Here is a 16841-nt window from a genome sequence, read left to right on the forward strand (position 1 = left end):
GCCCCGCCCCGGTCTTCTGCCGGATGCGAGGCGACGAATCGGGAGGCTAGGCAAGGCGGAAGGTCAGCGCAACCCGTGCTCGAAGCCCAGTCGGGCGGGGAGGGTAAGCGACTGACCCTCATAGGTTAAGCGCAATCCCGCGCCCGAGGCGAAGCGCCCGACCGCGGTGGCGGCGGCGGGCGGCGTTCGGTCCGGCGCGGCGGCGAACAGCAGCTGGTAATCGTCGCCCGCACCCGCGGCGAACAGCCGCGCCGCGCGGGTGCCGCCGCGTGCGCGCACGAAGGCGTCGGACAGCGGCACCGCGTCCAGCGCGATCTCCACCGCCAGCCCGCTCGCCGCCGCCATGCGGGCGGCGTCGATCAGCAGCCCGTCGGACACGTCCATCATGGCGTGGACCAGCGGCGCCAGCACGCGCCCCTCGGCCAGTCGCGGCTGCGGACGGCGGTAGGCGGCGACCAGGGCGGCGTCGTCCTTTCCTTCCTGCAGCAAGGCCAGCCCCGCGCCCGCGTCGCCGATCGTCCCGGTGACGAACAGCGCATCGCCCGCGCGCGCGCCGCTGCGCGCCGGGGCGGGCGCCTCGGCACCGATCGCGGTGCACGTCAGCACCCGCGGCGCACCCGCGGGCAATGACACGGTGTCGCCGCCGATCAGCGGGCAGTCCAACCCGGCGAGCACCGCGGCCATCCCGTCGAGGAACGCCGCATCCCATGCGGCATCGGAGAGCGGCAGGTTCAGCAGCACCCCCTCCACGCGCGCGCCCTTCGCGGCGAGATCGGACAGGTTCGTCGCCACCAATTTCCACGCCACGTCCGCGGGCGGATCGCCGGAAAGGAAGTGCACGCCCTCCACCAGCGTGTCGGTGGTGACGACGAACGGACCCAGCGTGGCGGCATCGTCCGCCAGCCCACGGGCGCCCGGGTGCAGCGGCAGCGCGCGCAGCCGCGCAAGGAACGCGGCCTCGTTCATGCGGACGGCGGCAGGAGCATGGCAAGCGCGCTACACCGCATCGCCGCGCGCGCCTATAGCCTGCCCGCGCAGAACCCCCCTTTGCGGTGCCACACATCGCTCGTGTTCCCGCGCAGGCGGAAATCAGGGCCAGGCAGCACGAAGACGCGCGTCTTCGCGGCACCGACTTTCCGCGTGCGCGCGGCCGCCACGGAAATCCGCGAGATCCTCGACCGGCTTCGAAGTGCGGATCGAGTGGGGGGCAGATCAGACCTAACCGGCGGCGGCGCGCACGCAGTTCCTGCCGCCGCGCTTGGCCTCGTACAGCGCCACGTCGGCCGCGCCGATCAGGTCGGACGGGGACATCGACGGCATCCACGGCGCCAGCCCGACGCTCAGCGACGTCAGCACGGCGACGTTGCCGGCCTGGTGCACCGGGCGGCGCGCCACCGACTGGCCGATCCGCTCGCACGCGCCGCGCGCCGCGTCCGCGTCGGAGGCGAAGAGGATGACGAACTCGTCCCCGCCCAGCCGCGCCACCAGATCGTCCCCGCGCGTGCCCGCCACCAGTCGCTGCGCGATCTCCTTCAGCACGGCGTCGCCCACCTGGTGGCCGTTGCCGTCGTTGATCGACTTGAAGCGATCGACGTCGATCATCGCCAGCGTCGCCGGGCGCAGCCCGTCGGCGTGCCACGCCGCCAGCCGCTTCTCGAACCCGGCACGGTTGACCAGGCCGGTCAGGCTGTCGGTGTCGGCCGCCTTCACCAGCATCGCTTCCGCCCGCTTCCGCGCGGAGATGTCGCGCACGGTGGCGACCACCGCGTCCAGGTGACCGGCATCGATCACCGCCTTGAACGCCACTTCCATCGTCAGGTGCGGACGGTGCGGCAGCTTCAGCTCCGTCGTGCGCACCTCGCCCGAGGCGATCGCCGCCTCGAACGCGTGCGCCACGTGCGCGTCGACCCGCGCGCCCGGGCGCAGCAGGCAGCTGCCGACCAGCCGGTGCGAACCGATGCCCAGCAATTCCACCACCGGTCCGTGCGCGGACAGGCAGGTGCCGTCCGCGTCGAAGCGCAGCAGCACGTCGGCGGAATGCGCCATCAGCAGCCGCAGGCTCTCCTCGCGCTCGCGCAGCCGCACCATCACGTCGTGCCGCGCGCCGATCACCGCGGCGACCGGCAGGATCGTCAGCGTCAGCGCGGCGAGGTAGAATTGGAAGGCGAAGGCCTGCACCGCCGCGCTTCCGGCCATGGATGCGAACGGTCCGTGACCCGTCGTCGTCGCGGTCGCGCCGACCAGCGCCACCACCAGCAGCGCCGCCTGCGCGCCCAGCCGCCCGTTGCGGAACGCGGCGATCAGCAGCGGCACGAAGGTGAAGAACAGGATCGGCAGCGGCGGCCCGGCGAAGATCGCGGTGGTCACACCGGCGGCCAGCGCCAGCAGCGCGGTGGTCTCCAGCCGGCGCGTCCAGCGGCTGGTCGCGATCGCGCGGCGATACTCGCCCGCCGCCAGGTCGCACAGGAAGGGCGTGAAGATCAGGATGCCCAGCGCGTTGCTGGCGAACCAGTGCACGAAGGAGGTGTCCAGCGGGGCGCCGAAGGTGATCCAGCCCGCCGTCGCCCCCGCCGCGGCGCCTGCCGCAGGCGCGGCCAGCGCGCCGAAGAACACGAAGCGCGACAGGCTGGCGCCGTCCTCCAGCAGCCCGCCCGCGCGCGGGTGCCGGCGCAGCATATGCGCGGCGAACAGGACCTGCCCCATGTTGATCGCGCCGTAGAGCACCAGCCCCGGCGTCCAGCCGCGCGTCGCGACGTTGGCGATCAGATTGGCGATCCATCCCGCGGCGAGCAGCACGGGCCACTCGGCGCGCGCGCGCGTCAGCAGCAGCGCCAGGATCACCGCGTCCGCCGCCCACACCGTCGCCGGCGCCGCCGCCTTCGCGGTCAGCGCGATCGTGGCCGTCGCCAGCGCGGCATAGCCGATCGCGCCGGCCAGCGGCACGGCCCAGCGGCGGGCACCCCATCGTGCGGACATCTTCCCCATGGCGCGAGTCCTAACGCGGCGAAGGTAAACCGACCGGTAACGCGCGCGTTCAGTCCACCGCAGGCGGAACCCCCGGCTCGCGCCGCGCGCCGTCCAGCGCCGCCTCGCGCCGCGCCGCGTCGGCGCGGTCGGCGTCCTTCTGCGCCTTCGTCCGGCCGTGCGCGACGCGGTTGGCGGCGGCCTGGCTACGCCGCGCCGCGCTCGCCTTGGCCTTGCGCGCGTGGTTCAGGTTCACGACGTCGCCCATGGCTCAGCCGCGCACGTCCTTCGCGATCGCGTCCAGCAGGCCGTTGACGAAGCCCGATTCGCGGCGCTCGTAGAAGGCGTGGGCGACGTCCACATACTCGCTGATCGCCGCGCCGGTGGGCACGTCGGCGCGCGCCAGCAGCTCAAAGGTGCCCGCGCGCAGGATCGCCTTCATCGGCTTGTCCAACCGGTCGAGCGCCCAACCCTGCGCCAGCTTGCGCGCGATCAGCGCGTCGATCTCCTCCGCGCGCGCGTGCGCGCCCGTCACCACGTCGTCGAAGAAGGCGACGTCGGCGTCGGCATATTCCACGTCCTCGATCGTCGCGCCGATGCGGTGGTGGTGGAATTCGTGCAGCAGCGCGGGGATCGCGGTCCCCTCCATGTCGTGCTGGTACAGCGCCTGGACGGCGGCGAGCCGCGCCGCGGCGCGCGCGCGCGAGCGCGCGGGGGAAGAGGAGGAGCGTGCCATAAGCGGCGCCATGTAGGCGCGCCGGGGCAGCGCGTCACCCCTCAGCGGTTCGTCCGCAGCCGCAGCGCCACCGATCGCGCGTGCGCGGGCAGCCCCTCCGCCTCCGCCAGCGCGATCGTCGCCGGGCCCAGCTCCGCCAGCGCGGTCTCGTCCAGCTGGAGGAAGCTGGTCCGCTTCATGAAGTCGATGACGCCCAGGCCGCTGGCGAAGCGTGCGCGCCGCCCGGTCGGCAGCACGTGGTTGGGTCCCGCGACATAGTCGCCGATCGCCTCGGGCGTGTGCCGGCCCAGGAAGGCGGAGCCGGCGTGGCGCAGCCGGTCGAACAGCGCCTGCGGGTCGTCGCACGCCAGCTCGACATGCTCCGGCGCCAGCCGGTCGACCAGCGGCATCGCGTCCGCCAGCGTCGGCACCAGCACGATCGCGCCATTGTCCTCCCACGCCGCGCGCGCCACCGCCTGCGTCGGCAGCGTGGACAGCTGCCGCTCTACCGCCGCGGCGGCGGCATCGGCGAAGGCGGCATCGTCGGTGAACAGGATCGACTGCGTCGTCGTGTCGTGCTCGGCCTGGCTCAAGAGGTCGGCGGCGATCCACTCGGCGTCGTTGGCGCCGTCCGCCACGACGACGATCTCGCTCGGCCCGGCCACCATGTCGATGCCGACCACGCCGTAGACCTGCCGCTTGGCCTCCGCGACCCAGGCATTGCCGGGGCCCGTCACCACATCGACCCGCGCGATCCGCTCGGTGCCGTAGGCGAGCGCGGCGATCGCCTGCGCCCCGCCGATCCGCCACACCTCGTCCGCCCGCGCGACGTGCGCGGCGGCCAGCACCAGCGGGTTGATCGCGCCATCCGGAGTCGGCGTGACGACGACCAGCCGGTCCACCCCGGCGACCCGCGCGGGGATCGCGTTCATCAGCAGCGTGGAGGGATAGGCCGCGCGCCCGCCGGGGACGTACACGCCCGCCGCCTCCACCGCGCGCCACCGCGCGCCCAGCCGCACGCCCGCTGCGTCGGTGAAGGCGCTGTCCTGGGGCCGCTGCTTCTCGTGATAGGCGCGGATGCGCGTGGCGGCGAGTTCCAGCGCGGCGCGCAGTTCGGGCTCCAGCGCATCGAAGGCGGCGGCGCAGGCGGCGGCGTCCACGCGCCAGCCGGTCTCGTCCAGGTCGTGCCGGTCCAGCTTGCGGGTGAAGGCGCGCAGTGCCGCGTCGCCCTCGTCGCGCACGCTGCGCACGATGGTGGCGACGTCGCGTGTCACGTCCGCCGCGCTCTCCCGCCGGGCGTCGACCAGCGCGTCGAAGCGCGCGGCGAAATCCGCGTCGCGCGTGTCCAGCCGGATCACGCCGCGGCCTCCGCGGCGACGGCGGCCCGGAACGCCTCCACCAGCGGGAAGACGTGCGCGCGCGTCTTCATCGCGGCGCGGTTGACGACCAGCCGCGCCGACACGTCGATGATCCGCTCCACCTCGACCAGCCCGTTCTCCTTCAGCGTCCGGCCCGAGGAGACCAGGTCGACGATCCGCGCGGCGAGGCCCAGCGTCGGCGCCAGTTCCATCGCGCCGTTCAGCTTGATGCACTCCGCCTGCACGCCGCGCCGCGCGAAATGCTTCGCGGTGAGGTGCGGATACTTGGTCGCGACGCGCACGTGGCTCCATCCGCGCGGGTCGTCCTGCGCGGCGAGGTCGGCGGGCTCGGCGACCGACAGGCGGCAGTGGCCGATCCCCAGGTCCACGGGCGCGTAGAGCTCGGGATAGGCGAACTCGGCCAGCACGTCCGACCCGACGATCCCCAGCTGCGCCGCCCCGTGCGCGACGAAGGTGGCGACGTCGAACGCGCGGACCCGGATCAGCTCGATGCGCGCGTCCTGCGTGGCGAAGCGCAGCGCGCGGCTGTCCTCGTCGCCGAACGCCGCCTCCGGCACGATGCCGGCGCGGGCGAGCAGCGGCAGCGCTTCCTTCAGGATGCGCCCCTTGGGCACGGCGATGACGATGGTGTCGCTGGACATGACGCGCGGGCTTTACGCAGCGCATCCGACGGGCGCAATGAAGGAGGGAGGGAGGGCGACATGGCTGACGAGGCGACCAATCGCGCGGCATTCGAGATCCAGGCGGGCTATTGCGACGCGATGGCCGCCCCCGTCACCGCGCGGATCGCGCGCGCGTTGGGCAGCGGCACGACCTGCGCCAGCGCGACCGGCCGCCGCGTGCTCGAGTGGCCCGGGGAGCCGGTGGCGGACGCGCTGGTGCTGCGGCTGATCGGCGGCCTCCACGCGCTGCATCGTTCAGGGCAGGACCCGGCATTGTCGGCGATGTTCGCCGGCGGACCGGTCGAGCCGGCAGCGCTGGACGCCGTCCTCGTCCGCCACGACGCGGCGCTGCTGCCGTGGCTGGACGGTCCGCCGCAGACCAACGAGGCGGCGCGATCGGCGGGGCTGATGACCGGCCTGCTGCACGTCGTCGCCGCGGATCGCCTGCCGGTCGAGGTGCTGGAGATCGGTTCCAGCGCCGGGCTCAACCTGCTGATCGGCCGGATGCGCTTCGACCTGGGCGGGGTAGAGACCGGCCCGCGCGATTCGCCGCTCCTGATCCGCCCCGAATGGCGCGGCCCGCCGCCGCCCTCCGCGCAGGTCCGCGTCGCCTCGGCGCGCGGCGTCGACGTCGCGCCGGTCGACGTGCGTGATCCGGCGCAGGCGGAGCGGCTGGCGGGCTATGTGTGGATCGACGCGACCGAGCGGCAGGCGCGGCTCGACACCGCCATCGCGATGGTGCGCGCCGATCCGGTGGCGCTGGATCGCGGCGACGCGGCCGACTGGGTGGAGGCGCGGCTCGCCGAACCGCAACCGGCGGGTGTCGCGCGCGTGCTGATGCACTCGGTGGTGTGGCAGTATCTGCCGCCGGTCACGCAGGAGCGGATTCGCAAGGCGATGGACGCGGCGGGCGCGCGCGCCTCCGCGGATCGCCCGCTCGCCTGGGTGATGATGGAGCCCAACCGCGACCTCCACCGCCACGAGGTGCGGGTGCGCCGCTGGCCGGTCGGCGAGGCGATGGAGCTGGTCGCGCTCACCCACGCCCACGGCGCCTGGGTGGAAGGGCTCGCGCCTCCCTACGAGACGCGCGACTACGTGATGCGCGCCGCCCCCGCCGGCTGACTGCCCGTCTGACCGCGCAGCGCGGCGTGCATCATTGCGAAGAACGCGCGGCTCGGCGCGCAGGCCGCGACGTCCCACTCGGGATGCCATTGCACCGCCATCACCGTGCCGCCGCACGGTTCGGCGGAGAACGCCTCGACCAGCCCGTCGTCGCTCGCCACCGCCTCGACCGCCAGCCCGGTGCCGAGCCGGTCGACGCCCTGCTCGTGCACCGAGTTGACCGTGGCGCGGCGATGCCCGCTCATCCGCGCCAGCCGGCCGCCGGGGTGAAGCTCGATGTCGTGGCGATGGTCGAACTGCTCGTCGAACGGCCAGTGCTCGCCGCGGTGGTGTGCGCCCGCGCAGTCGGCGGACAGCGTGCCGCCGAACAGCACGTTCAGCTCCTGGAAGCCGCGGCAGATGCCGAACACCGGCCGCCCCGCCTCGATCATCGCCGCCGACAGCCGCAGCGCCACCTCGTCGCGGTCGCGGTCGCGCTGGTCCTCCGCCACGGCCTCCGCCCCGCCGTAGCGCTCGGGCGAGACGTGCGAGCGCGATCCCGTCAGCAGCAGGCCGTCGAGCAGCTGCGACAGGCCCGCCACGTCGCTCGCCTCCGCCAGCGCGGGCACCAGCACCACGGTCGCCTCGGCCAGCCGGTCGAGCGGCGCGACGAAGCGGCTGGCGACCACCTGCACCGGGCGCGCCGCCACCTCGTTGCAGCACAGCACCCCGACGACGGGGCGGCGCGCGCTCACTTCAGCACCTCGCGAAGCTCGCGCGCCGCCGCGGCGGGCAGCGCGCGCGCCTCCGGCTGGACGATGACCGCGCCCGCGGGCACGTCGGACAGCAGCCACACGTTGCCGCCGATCGTCGCGCCGTCGCCGATGGTGACGCGGCCCAGGATCGTCGCCCCGGCATAGATCACCACGTCGTCGCCCACGATCGGGTGGCGCGCGTGCCGCTCCGTGACGCCGGGGTGCGCGCTGCCCAGCGGGCTGCGCGCGCCCAGCGTCACGTGCTGGTAGAGGCGCACCCGCTCGCCCACGATCGCGGTCTCGCCGATGACCACGCCGGTGCCGTGGTCGATGAAGAAATGCGCGCCGATCGTGGCGCCGGGATGGATGTCGATCCCGGTGCGCTCGTTCGCGATCTCGCTGACGATCCGCGCGGTCAGCACCGCGCCCAGCGCGTGCAGTTCGTGCGCCAGCCGGTGGTGCAGGCTGGCGACGGCACCGGGATAGCAGGTGAGGATCTCGTCCACGCTGCGCGCCGCCGGGTCGCCCAGGAACGCGGCGTCGATATCGCTGTCGATCAGCCGCCGCACGTCGGGCAGGGTGGCGGCGAACAGGCGGACGATGGTGGCGGCCTGGTCGTCGTCGAACGGCGCGCTCGCCTCCACCGACCAATAGTGCAGCTCGCGCGCCACCTCCTCGTGCAGCGCGGTCAGCGCGGCGTCCAGCCGGGCGGCGACGAAGGCGTCCTCCGCCGCCTCCCCGCCCGCGATCCCGCCGATCCGCCGGGGGTAGAGGGCGGCGGCTATTCCCGCCACCGCCGCGGCCAGCCGCTCGCGCCGCGGAAAGCGCGGCGGCACGTCGATCTGTCCTCCCGCGCCGCGCGCCAGCCGCGCCGACCGCCGCGCCGCGCGCAGACCCTCGACGACGGACGGGGGAAGGAAAGCGGACACGATGGTGTTCCCGACGCTGCGAAACGGACGGCGCAGGAATACCCACTAAGTTGGTGGGAGTTCAACCCCGTCGATCACGCCGGCAGCGCGCGCCCCGGCAGTGCGGGCGCCGGCCGCGGCGCGGTGGCCGGCGACGTCGCGGCGTCGGGCCCGGCCGGCCGCGCCGCCTCCTCCCTGCGCGCGCGCCAGATCAGCCCGACCGATGCGCCGAGCAGCATGAAGGCGAGCGGATGGTTCTCCAGCTGGCTGAAGACCGACTTGATGACGAAGAAGTTGGTCAGCGCGATCGTGACCGGGACCAGATAGAGCGCATCCCCCGTCGGCGCGCGCCACACCGTCTTGGCTCCCTGGAAGATCGCGACGAGGAACATGCCGAAGTAGAGGAAGAAGCCGAGCAGCCCGAGCTCCAGCGCGACGGCGAGATAGTAGGTGTCGATCGTCATGGTGCCGGCGGGATTGACGAAGCCCAGCGTGCGTCCGCCCATACCCAGGCCGTGACCCTGCGGGTTCTTCAGCACCATGGGGATGCCCATCTCGTACATCATCCGCCGCGACTGCGTGCTGGCCGCGGTCGCGCCCGTCCCCCACACGCTGTTGCGCAACCGTCCGACGAAGAAGGTGGCGATGATGAAGCCGGTGAAGATCGCCGGATAGGCCAGCGTCACCGCGGGGCCGAACAGGCTGCCCTTGTCGAAGCGCCAGCGCATCGCGCCCCACGCCAGCGCGTAGAACAGCAGCGACAGGAACAGCCCGACCATGCCGATCCGCGAATCGGTCTTGACGAGGACCCAGATGATCGGCGGAATCGAAGCGAGCGCGGCCAGCCGCACGCCGGTGCGCTGCGTCCTGACCATCACGTGCAGGATGAAGGGCAGCGCCAGCGAGAGGAATTCGGCGAGGCCGATACTGGTCGTGAACTTGCTCTGCACGCGATAGATGCCCGTCGCGGCGCGCGCGGATCCGGCCAGGATGCGCATCACCGATTCGTCCTGGACCGCCAGGAACGAGGGGATGTGCCCGGCCCAGGGCACATGGCTGAACCGCCATTCCTGGAAGCCGACCGCCGTCACATAGATCGCGATCCCCCACAGCAGGTAGCCCAGCCACTCGATGCGGCGCGGCAGCGACAGGACGTAGACGCCGACGAAGAAGGCGCCGGTCCAGTTGACCAGCATGACGACGAAACGGCTGGCGGATGCGGACACGTCCTCCGACAAGGCGATCGAGAACAGCGCGATGATGGTGACCGCCAGCACGCACTTCCAAATGGCCGGCACCGCCGACAGCCGGTCCTTCATCTCGGCGCGGAACGTCGGCGACACGGACACGCACAGCAGCAGGGTGATGACCAGCGGGAAGCCCGTCAGCCGCAGCAGCGTGATCCACGGCAGCCCCGGCAGCGCGACGGCGAGATAGTCGGGCCAGCACAGCAGTGCGACGATATAGGCGAAGGTCAGCCGCTCCAGCGCGCGGGTCGGCGGGCGATCGTTCTCCGGCAGCATCCACACCACCAGACCCAGCATAAGGGCCAGCGGGGTCATGAAAGGCATCGGCATAAAGCGGCCGATCAGCGTGAAAGCGGCCGAGTAGACAAAGGCGAAGCCGAGCAGGACTGCCAGGCACAGCATGCGATGGCGCTGGATCCAGTTCGGGCGGGCATAGGTGGCGAGCACGGGGGGAACAAGGGCGCGCTCCCTCGTGCGCTGGCGAAAGAGGCTCATCAATCCGTGCATCCCGACCGCCATACCGCCGCCCTAGATCAACTTGCTGCCAAGCGAAAGCTGACCGCTGAGCCCGTCTTCGTGGTCAGAATCGACAGGACAGTCAGGATGACCTTCGAAGGTGGACATAACGTCAACCCGCTGGCACTCGGCCGCAATCGGCGAACTAATATGCTCTCGACCTCCCTTGCCAATCAGTGCGGGGCCCAGCGATACGGATCAGGTGTTATGCCAAGAAAGAAACTACGGATCGGGCTCCTCTTTCACTCGCTGTCATCTGGTAATCTTGGTGTCGCCGCGTTGACGATCGCAAACATGAGCATCGCATCCGAGGTCGCGGCGAAAGAAGGGATAGACATCGAGTTCGTCTCGATAGGGATGAGAGACGGCGAGACGCCGGATATCAGTGGCGGGAGTATTCGATCGATAGGAATCGATGCTCGTTCTCTGTTTTCACCTTCGGGTCTGTGGAGAGAATTTGCGAGATGCGATGCCGTTCTTGACATCAGCGGGGGTGACAGCTTCACTGACATCTACCATCGGAAGCGTTTCTTCTTTATCTGCGCGACGAAATTGCTCGTTATCGCGCGCCGGGTTCCGCTTATACTATCGCCGATGACGATCGGACCCTTCGAAAAGCCGCGGAGCCGGTGGATCGCCGCTTACATCATGAATAGGACACGTGCGACAGTGGCGCGTGATTCGCAGTCCTTCGAGGTCGCGACGCAACTCGCCCCGCGTGCACCGCTGTCGTTGGCCGCGGACGTGGCGTTCGAGCTGCCCTATGAGAGCCGCGCCGCGGAACGCGGCGGCGATCGGCTGCGTGTCGGCGTCAACGTATCCGGGTTGCTTTTCCACGAGGCGGAAACAGGCAGCAACCGATTTGGTCTCTCGATCGACTACGCTGTCTATACACGCCGCTTGATCGAGACGCTGCTCGCGCGGGGAGCCGAGGTGCACCTCATCACGCACTGCTGCAGCCGGCGGATGCCGGAAGACGACGACGGTCGGCGTGCCGACCTGCTGTCGGGGGACTATCCGGAGACGATCCGTGTACCCGACTTTTCCCATCCATGCGCAGCGAAAAGCTACATTTCCTCGCTCGATTTCCTCGTTGCTGGCCGGATGCATGCGTGCATCGGCGCATTTTCAGCGGGCACGCCGGTGTTGCCGGTGGCGTACAGCCGGAAGTTCAGCGGGCTGTTCGGTATGCTCGGATACGATGCGATGATCCCTGTCACAGGGATGACCGACGAGCAGGCGATTACCTTCTCTCTCGACGCCCTGGACCGAAGGCACGCCCTCGCTGCTCAGGAGGCCAAGGGGATGGCGCAGGTACGGCAGCGTCTCGCCGTCTACAAGGAGATCCTGGCGAACCTCTACCGCTCATCGACGATGTCGTCTCGCGACATGCTGCCCCCAGGTTCGGCATAGTAGCGGCGTAGGTCGTCGACCTGCATTCGCTGGTGAGTTCCGCGCTGCGCCCCGGCGAGAAGCAGCGGTGGTCGCCCAAGGTCCTCGCGAAGCAGATCACGCCGCCGATCCTCTGGGATATGCTGGCGGGACGCAAGTAGGCGGACCCTCCGTGCGACCCGTTCCGAAGGATCGCCGAGCGGGACGGCGGGGCGTCACGGATAGCTGACCGTCTTGGGCACCTCGGGCAGCGGGATGCGTTCCGCCGCATCGCCCGGCACGGTCGCGAACTCGCCCCCCTTCCACGCGCGTCGCGCCTCTCTGATCGCCTCGCGCGACGAATGGACGAAATTCCACCACACGTGCCGCGGCGTCGCGAAGGCAGCGCCGCCCGCCAGCATCACGCGCCCGCCGCGTGCGGAGCGCAGCGTGGCGGCCACGCCAGGGCGCAGCACGTACAGCCGCTGCGGCTCCAGCGTCAGCCCGTCCAGCGTCGCCTCGCCCAGCGCCAGATAGACCGCGCGCTCGTCGGTGCTGTCGTCCAGCGGCACGCTGCCGCCCGCCTCCAGCGCGATGTCGGCGTAGATCGTATCGGCCCACGCCTTCACCGGCGAGGTCTGCTTCCACAGGCTTCCCATCACCACCGTCGCGCGCGCGCCGCCGCCCTCCACGACCGGCATGTCCGGCGCGGCGACGTGCTGGAACGCGGGCGCCACCTCCTCCCTGCCGTCGGGCAGCGCCAGCCACGTCTGTATCCCGGCCAGGCTCGGTCCGCCGGGCCGCACGTCCGCGGGCGATCGCTCCGAGTGGACGATCCCCGTGCCCGCGGTCATCAGGTTCACCGCTCCCGGCTCGATCCGCTGGTCGGTGCCGAGCGAGTCCTTGTGCTGGAACGCGCCCTCGAACAGCCAGGTGACCGTCGACAGCCCGATGTGCGGGTGCGGGCGCACATCCACGCCGTCGCCGGGCGGCAGGTGCGCGGGACCCATCTGGTCGAAGAACAGGAACGGCCCCACCATCGTCCGCTCGCGATGCGGCAGCGTGCGGTACACCTTGAACCCGCCCAGGTCGTGGGTCGCCGGCTCCAGCGTCTGGAGGATCAGGTCGTCGCGCGTCATCGGTCGGTCTCCTCCAGCATCTCGATCAGGTCGGCGGGATAGATCGTCTCGGGCCAGCGGGCGATCTCCTCGCGCGCGAACCAGCGGCCCTGCATGCCGAGCCGCACTTCCTGCTCGGTAGGTGCGGCGGCGGCGACCTCGTGCGCGTCCACGTCGACGCGGAACCAGCGCTCGTCCGCGGTCACCTCGACGCGCTCGAACGTCAGGAAGTCCACCGTCCGCTGCGCCACCTGCGCGCCGCAGTCCACGTCCAGCCCGGTCTCCTCGTGCAGCTCGCGCCGCGCCGCCGCCTCGTAGCTCTCGCCGGGATCCACCGCGCCGCCGGGCGTGCACCACAAGGGCGGGCGATCGTCGGGCGCGAAGCGGAACAGCAGCACGCGCCGCTGCGCGTCGACCAGCAGGATGCGCGCCGCGGGGCGCGGCATCCTATTCGGCGTCGAGTTCGGCATAGTGACGAAAGATGCCCTGTGTGTTGAAGGGAATACGCCGCTCGCTCGACAGATAGGCGCGCACGCCCGGCAGCGCCGCGACCAGGCCATGCACCCGCGCCAGCGCCGGATAGCGCGGCGCCAGCGTCGCCATGCGCCGCGGGAACATGTAGCGCAGCCCCTCGATCACCTGGAACAGCGACGTGTCGGCGTAGGTCCAGCGATGATCGATCAGCCACTCCCCCGCGTTCGCCTCCGCCGCGCCCTCCAGCCAGTCGAGGAACTTGGGCAGCCGCGCCGCGCGGAACACGCCGGCTCGCCGCGCCGCCTCGTCCTTCTGCTCCTCGTAATAGGCGCTAAGGTCGACCGGGTGGTGCACGTCGTGCACCTCGGCGACAAGGTCGGCGATGGTCAGCTGGACCTGGTGGATCCAGTAGCGGTCGGCGATGTTCGACGGCGCGAGCCCGTGCCGGTCGCCGAGATACAGCAGGATATCGGCGACCTGCGCGATCACCAGCCCGTCGGCATCCAGATAGGGTGGCGCGAACGGCGCGCGGCCGCGCCGGGCCGCCATGTCGCTCATCAGTCCCTCGGCGCCCGTCCGCCGCGCGACGTCGTCATAGTCGATCCCCGCCGCCTCCAGCGCCAGCCGCACGAACTCGCCGCGGCCCTGAATCTGCGGCCAGTAGAACAGGCGGTAGCTCACGCCCCCGGCTCGCGCGCCACGATCGCCAGCGCGTGGATGCGCGTTTCCAGCAGGTCCGCCAGCGCCCGGTTGACCAGCCGCTGCCGCGCCACCCGCGACAGCCCGGCGAACGCCGCGCTCTCGACGACGACGCTGAAGTGGCTCTCGCCCGTGCCGTCGTCCCCGGCATGGCCGCGATGCTGCGCGCTGTCGTTGGTGACGAGGAGGTGCGTCGGCGCCAGCGCGTCGGTCAGGCGCGCGGCGATCACATCTTGCAGGGGGGCGGTGGCGGGATCGGGCATGGGTGCACATATAGGCCGCTTTTTCGGGAAGGTAGCGAGAGTCTTGTCCGATCGGCGCGCGAACACGCGATTCCACGGCCGGGTCGAAGGGAGTGGCCGGGCCTGCGACCACCCCGGTTGCGCGGAGGCGGGCGAGTTCCGCGCACCGCCGCTGGAAGGGCCCGGCGGCGAAGGGCCGCCCGCGTTCCGCTGGTTCTGCCTCGAGCACGTCCGCGCCTTCAACGCGGGCTACAATTACTTCGACGGCATGACCGCGGAGGAGATCCGCCGCGCGCAGAGCCCGATCGCGGGCTGGGAGCGCGAGACGCGTGCCTTCGCCCGCGCGGGTGCCGGTGACGCCGGGCCACGCTGGGCCGATTTCGCGGACCCGCTGGACGCCATCGCCGCGCGCTTCCGCCGAGCCGCCGCGCCCGAGCGGAGCGACGGCAAGCCGCTGTCTGGCGAGGATCGCCGCAATCTCGACGTGCTGGGCCTCGCGCCCGACGCGGACCGCGCCGCGCTGCGCCGCCGCTATTCCGAGCTCGTCCGCCGCTACCATCCCGATCGCAACGGCGGCGACCGCTCGCACGAGGCGCGGCTCTCCGCGGTAATCGCCGCCTATCAGCAATTGCGCCAGGCGCCGGCCTTCGCGTGAGGCGGCGGGTACCGTCCCGCGCGCAGACGAAAAAGGTACGACCCTGCCGCAGATCAGCGCCGGGCTGATATTTTCGTGTTATATCAATAGCATGGAAGATGCTTCACTCCCGCTCGCCGGCAAGCTCGTCCTGCTGATCGAGGAGGATACGTTCCTCGCCGGCTATGTCCGCGACGGGATCGCGGGGGCCGGGGGGCAGATCGTCGGCCCCGCGCGGACGATCGAGGAGGCGGAGGGGCTGGCCGCGCGGATGCGCCATCCGCCGTTCGCCGTGGTGGCGAGCACGTCGCTGTTCGACGCCGACGGCGGTCGGCTGAACGGCGCGGTCCAGAGCCTGCGCGCGCCCGTTCTCCTGTTGCAGAAGGAAGTGCGCGCCGGCCCGATCGAGCGTGGTCCGCACGACACGCTCGTCGCGCCGTTCGCGGCGTATCAGGTGGTCGACCACCTCCGCCGCCTGGCCGACGCTCCCGCCGTCGCGCGCTAGCTACGCTGCCACGGGCGCGGCGTTGCGCAGCGCGGGGGCGTGGCGCAGGAAGTTGGTCAGCTCGCACCGGCGCCGGCGTTCCTCGGCGAACTCCCCGTCCACGCCCAGCCGCCATCGCACCGCGCGATCGTCGGGATGCGCGTGCAGCGCGAGCAGGTCGTCCACGTGGGCCTGGACCTCGCACTCCGACCCGGCGAGCTCGGCCTCGACCAGATCGCCGGCAGAGTCGCGCAGGGCGAGCGCCACTTCCTCAATCGACAGCTCGGGATGATATTGCACTCCCCAGAACACCCCGCGGTCGTGGCAAATCTCCGCGGCCTGCACCCGCGTGACGCCGTTGCTCGCCAGCAGCGTCGCACCGGCGGGCAGCTCCTCCACCTCGTCGCCGTGGATCGCCGGCGCGTCCCACGCGGCCGGGCGGCCTTCCAGCAGCGGATGCGCCCGTCCCGCGTCGGTCGCCGCGATGCGCCGCGCGACGCCCGCTTCCAGCCGCTCGGGCATCTTGCGCACCCGCCCGCCCGCCGCGGCGGTCGCGACCTGCAGCCCGGCGCACGATCCGAACGAGGGCACGCCGGACGCGAACACCGCGCGCATGAACGCCAGCTGCCGCCGCACGTCGGGCGCATCGTCGTAGACGTGCATCGGCGATCCGGTCAGCAGGATGGCGTCGTAGCGGATCAGGTCCGCCGCCGCGAACGGACCGGCGCTCGCATCCGCCGGGGAGACGATGTCGACCGACGCGCCGGGGCACAATTGCGACAGCGTCGCGGCATAGGTCTCGCCCGAGCTCTTGCCGGCGCGCCGCCGGCGCCGCTCGCGTTCCTCGGGTCGTTCGCTCTGCGCGACCAGGTAACGGGGCAAGGCCTAGTGCCAGAGGCCGCTGGGCGTGATCTCGAGGTCGTAGCGCTCCTCCAGCGACCACGCCTCGTCCGACAGGCGCTCGCCCCGCATCCAGTGCGCGTCCTGTTCCGGCCCGGGCGGCAGCGCGCGGGCGATCGCCTTCTCCCGTTCCTCCTCGCGGTGCAGCTCGCGGGCGGTAGCCTGCGCACCGGCTCGATCGATCGACATCAGCCTTCTCCTGTCGGAAGCGGCTTAAACGCGCGGCGCGCCGATCCGACGCCGGCGAAACGTGGTGACGCAGATCAAGCGGGCGGCGGAGGCGCGGCCTGCATGGACGCGTCGAGCGGATGTCAGGAAAGAATGGTGCTGCCGGTGAGGATTGAACTCACGACCTCAGCCTTACCAAGGATGCGCTCTACCACTGAGCTACGGCAGCACTCGCCCGTTCGGACGGAAGCGCGCTAAGAGACGAGCGGGCGGCGATTGTCAAGGTCGTCGCGGCGGTCTAGCGCGCGGGGCATGAGCAGGGACGACCGGGCGGAGCGGCTGGCGCGAGAGCTGCGCGAGAACCTGAAGCGGCGCAAGGCCCAGTCGCGCGCGGCGGCGGAGCCGCCCGGCGCGACGGCGGATCGATCCCTGCCCGACGGCGGGCAGGGCGAACCGCAGGCGGAGTAGGCGCCGGGCGAGTCCGCGCTGCGGGCGACGTCGTCC

General features: G+C 71.6%; 20 protein-coding genes and 1 tRNA gene. 5 read left to right on the plus strand and 16 right to left on the minus strand.

Annotated elements, in window-relative coordinates; all coding sequences use genetic code 11:
- Positions 1–63 precede the first annotated feature (63 nt).
- From thiL to hisG, 6 genes are all read right to left on the minus strand, one after another.
- Positions 64–966 (minus strand): thiamine-phosphate kinase, encoded by a 903-nt coding sequence (gene thiL / locus HBH26_RS04525; protein ID WP_168133385.1) that lies wholly within the window; start codon positions 964–966, stop codon positions 64–66.
- Between the two features lie 252 nt (positions 967–1218).
- Positions 1219–2985: a sensor domain-containing diguanylate cyclase gene (locus HBH26_RS04530; RefSeq protein WP_168133386.1), complete on the minus strand. Its 1767-nt coding sequence runs from the start codon at positions 2983–2985 to the stop codon at positions 1219–1221.
- A 49-nt stretch (positions 2986–3034) separates the two neighbouring features.
- A complete protein-coding gene (locus HBH26_RS04535; protein WP_168133387.1) occupies positions 3035–3232 on the minus strand; it encodes a DUF4169 family protein in 198 nt (65 codons plus the stop codon).
- 3 nt (positions 3233–3235) lie between these two features.
- Complete coding sequence (nusB, locus tag HBH26_RS04540) at positions 3236–3712, minus strand: transcription antitermination factor NusB (protein WP_239024550.1); 477 nt, start codon at positions 3710–3712, stop codon at positions 3236–3238.
- A gap of 29 nt (positions 3713–3741) precedes the next feature.
- Positions 3742–5037 (minus strand): histidinol dehydrogenase, encoded by a 1296-nt coding sequence (gene hisD / locus HBH26_RS04545; protein WP_168133388.1) that lies wholly within the window; start codon positions 5035–5037, stop codon positions 3742–3744.
- Positions 5034–5699: an ATP phosphoribosyltransferase gene (hisG, locus tag HBH26_RS04550; RefSeq protein WP_168133389.1), complete on the minus strand. Its 666-nt coding sequence runs from the start codon at positions 5697–5699 to the stop codon at positions 5034–5036. Before hisG ends, hisD begins: the two co-directional genes overlap by 4 nt.
- A gap of 60 nt (positions 5700–5759) precedes the next feature.
- Between hisG and HBH26_RS04555 the strand changes: the two genes are divergently transcribed.
- Positions 5760–6842, plus strand: a complete 1083-nt coding sequence (locus HBH26_RS04555; protein ID WP_168133390.1) for a DUF2332 domain-containing protein — start codon at positions 5760–5762, stop codon at positions 6840–6842.
- Here HBH26_RS04555 and HBH26_RS04560 read toward each other — a convergent pair.
- The 3 genes from HBH26_RS04560 to HBH26_RS04570 form a co-directional block, all read right to left on the minus strand.
- Positions 6812–7576, minus strand: a complete 765-nt coding sequence (locus HBH26_RS04560; protein ID WP_338057238.1) for a gamma-glutamyl-gamma-aminobutyrate hydrolase family protein — start codon at positions 7574–7576, stop codon at positions 6812–6814. The genes HBH26_RS04555 and HBH26_RS04560 overlap by 31 nt on opposite strands.
- Positions 7573–8505 (minus strand): serine O-acetyltransferase EpsC, encoded by a 933-nt coding sequence (gene epsC, locus HBH26_RS04565; RefSeq protein ID WP_168133391.1) that lies wholly within the window; start codon positions 8503–8505, stop codon positions 7573–7575. Before epsC ends, HBH26_RS04560 begins: the two co-directional genes overlap by 4 nt.
- A 74-nt stretch (positions 8506–8579) precedes the next feature.
- A complete protein-coding gene (locus HBH26_RS04570) occupies positions 8580–10226 on the minus strand; it encodes an O-antigen ligase family protein (protein WP_168133392.1) in 1647 nt (548 codons plus the stop codon).
- A 108-nt stretch (positions 10227–10334) separates the two neighbouring features.
- Here HBH26_RS04570 and HBH26_RS04575 point away from each other — a divergent pair, with 108 nt between their 5' ends.
- A complete protein-coding gene (locus HBH26_RS04575) occupies positions 10335–11660 on the plus strand; it encodes a polysaccharide pyruvyl transferase family protein (protein ID WP_168133393.1) in 1326 nt (441 codons plus the stop codon).
- Positions 11661–11854: 194 nt separating this feature from the next.
- On the opposite strand, the gene HBH26_RS04580 is transcribed toward HBH26_RS04575, so the two are convergent.
- From HBH26_RS04580 to HBH26_RS04595, 4 genes are read right to left on the minus strand one after another with little or no spacing between them, the layout of a single operon-like run.
- Positions 11855–12757, minus strand: coding sequence for a pirin family protein (locus HBH26_RS04580; protein ID WP_168133394.1), 903 nt, complete (start codon positions 12755–12757; stop codon positions 11855–11857).
- A complete protein-coding gene (locus tag HBH26_RS04585; protein ID WP_239024551.1) occupies positions 12754–13182 on the minus strand; it encodes an NUDIX hydrolase in 429 nt (142 codons plus the stop codon). The genes HBH26_RS04580 and HBH26_RS04585 overlap by 4 nt, the downstream gene beginning before the upstream one ends.
- 1 nt (position 13183) lies before the next feature.
- Complete coding sequence (locus HBH26_RS04590) at positions 13184–13891, minus strand: glutathione S-transferase family protein (RefSeq protein ID WP_168133396.1); 708 nt, start codon at positions 13889–13891, stop codon at positions 13184–13186.
- Positions 13888–14172 carry a BolA family protein gene (locus tag HBH26_RS04595; RefSeq protein ID WP_168133397.1) on the minus strand — a complete coding sequence of 95 codons (285 nt, stop codon included), beginning with the start codon at positions 14170–14172 and terminating at the stop codon, positions 13888–13890. Before HBH26_RS04595 ends, HBH26_RS04590 begins: the two co-directional genes overlap by 4 nt.
- Positions 14173–14215: 43 nt before the next feature.
- Between HBH26_RS04595 and HBH26_RS04600 the strand changes: the two genes are divergently transcribed.
- Both HBH26_RS04600 and HBH26_RS04605 read left to right on the plus strand, forming a co-directional pair.
- Complete coding sequence (locus HBH26_RS04600; RefSeq protein ID WP_239024552.1) at positions 14216–14806, plus strand: J domain-containing protein; 591 nt, start codon at positions 14216–14218, stop codon at positions 14804–14806.
- Positions 14807–14897: 91 nt separating this feature from the next.
- Positions 14898–15290 (plus strand): hypothetical protein, encoded by a 393-nt coding sequence (locus tag HBH26_RS04605; RefSeq protein ID WP_168133399.1) that lies wholly within the window; start codon positions 14898–14900, stop codon positions 15288–15290.
- Here the strand turns inward: HBH26_RS04605 and HBH26_RS04610 are convergent, their stop codons facing one another.
- The 3 genes from HBH26_RS04610 to HBH26_RS04620 form a co-directional block, all read right to left on the minus strand.
- Positions 15291–16151: a type 1 glutamine amidotransferase gene (locus HBH26_RS04610; protein ID WP_168133400.1), complete on the minus strand. Its 861-nt coding sequence runs from the start codon at positions 16149–16151 to the stop codon at positions 15291–15293.
- 3 nt (positions 16152–16154) lie between these two features.
- A complete protein-coding gene (locus HBH26_RS04615) occupies positions 16155–16358 on the minus strand; it encodes a hypothetical protein (protein WP_168133401.1) in 204 nt (67 codons plus the stop codon).
- 133 nt (positions 16359–16491) lie between these two features.
- Positions 16492–16566: transfer RNA gene (locus HBH26_RS04620), tRNA-Thr, on the minus strand.
- Between the two features lie 83 nt (positions 16567–16649).
- Here HBH26_RS04620 and HBH26_RS04625 point away from each other — a divergent pair.
- Positions 16650–16805 carry a hypothetical protein gene (locus HBH26_RS04625; RefSeq protein ID WP_168133402.1) on the plus strand — a complete coding sequence of 52 codons (156 nt, stop codon included), beginning with the start codon at positions 16650–16652 and terminating at the stop codon, positions 16803–16805.
- Positions 16806–16841 lie beyond the last annotated feature (36 nt).

Source organism: Sphingomonas corticis, assembly GCF_012035195.1.
GTDB classification, from domain to species: Bacteria; Pseudomonadota; Alphaproteobacteria; order Sphingomonadales; family Sphingomonadaceae; genus Sphingomonas; species Sphingomonas corticis.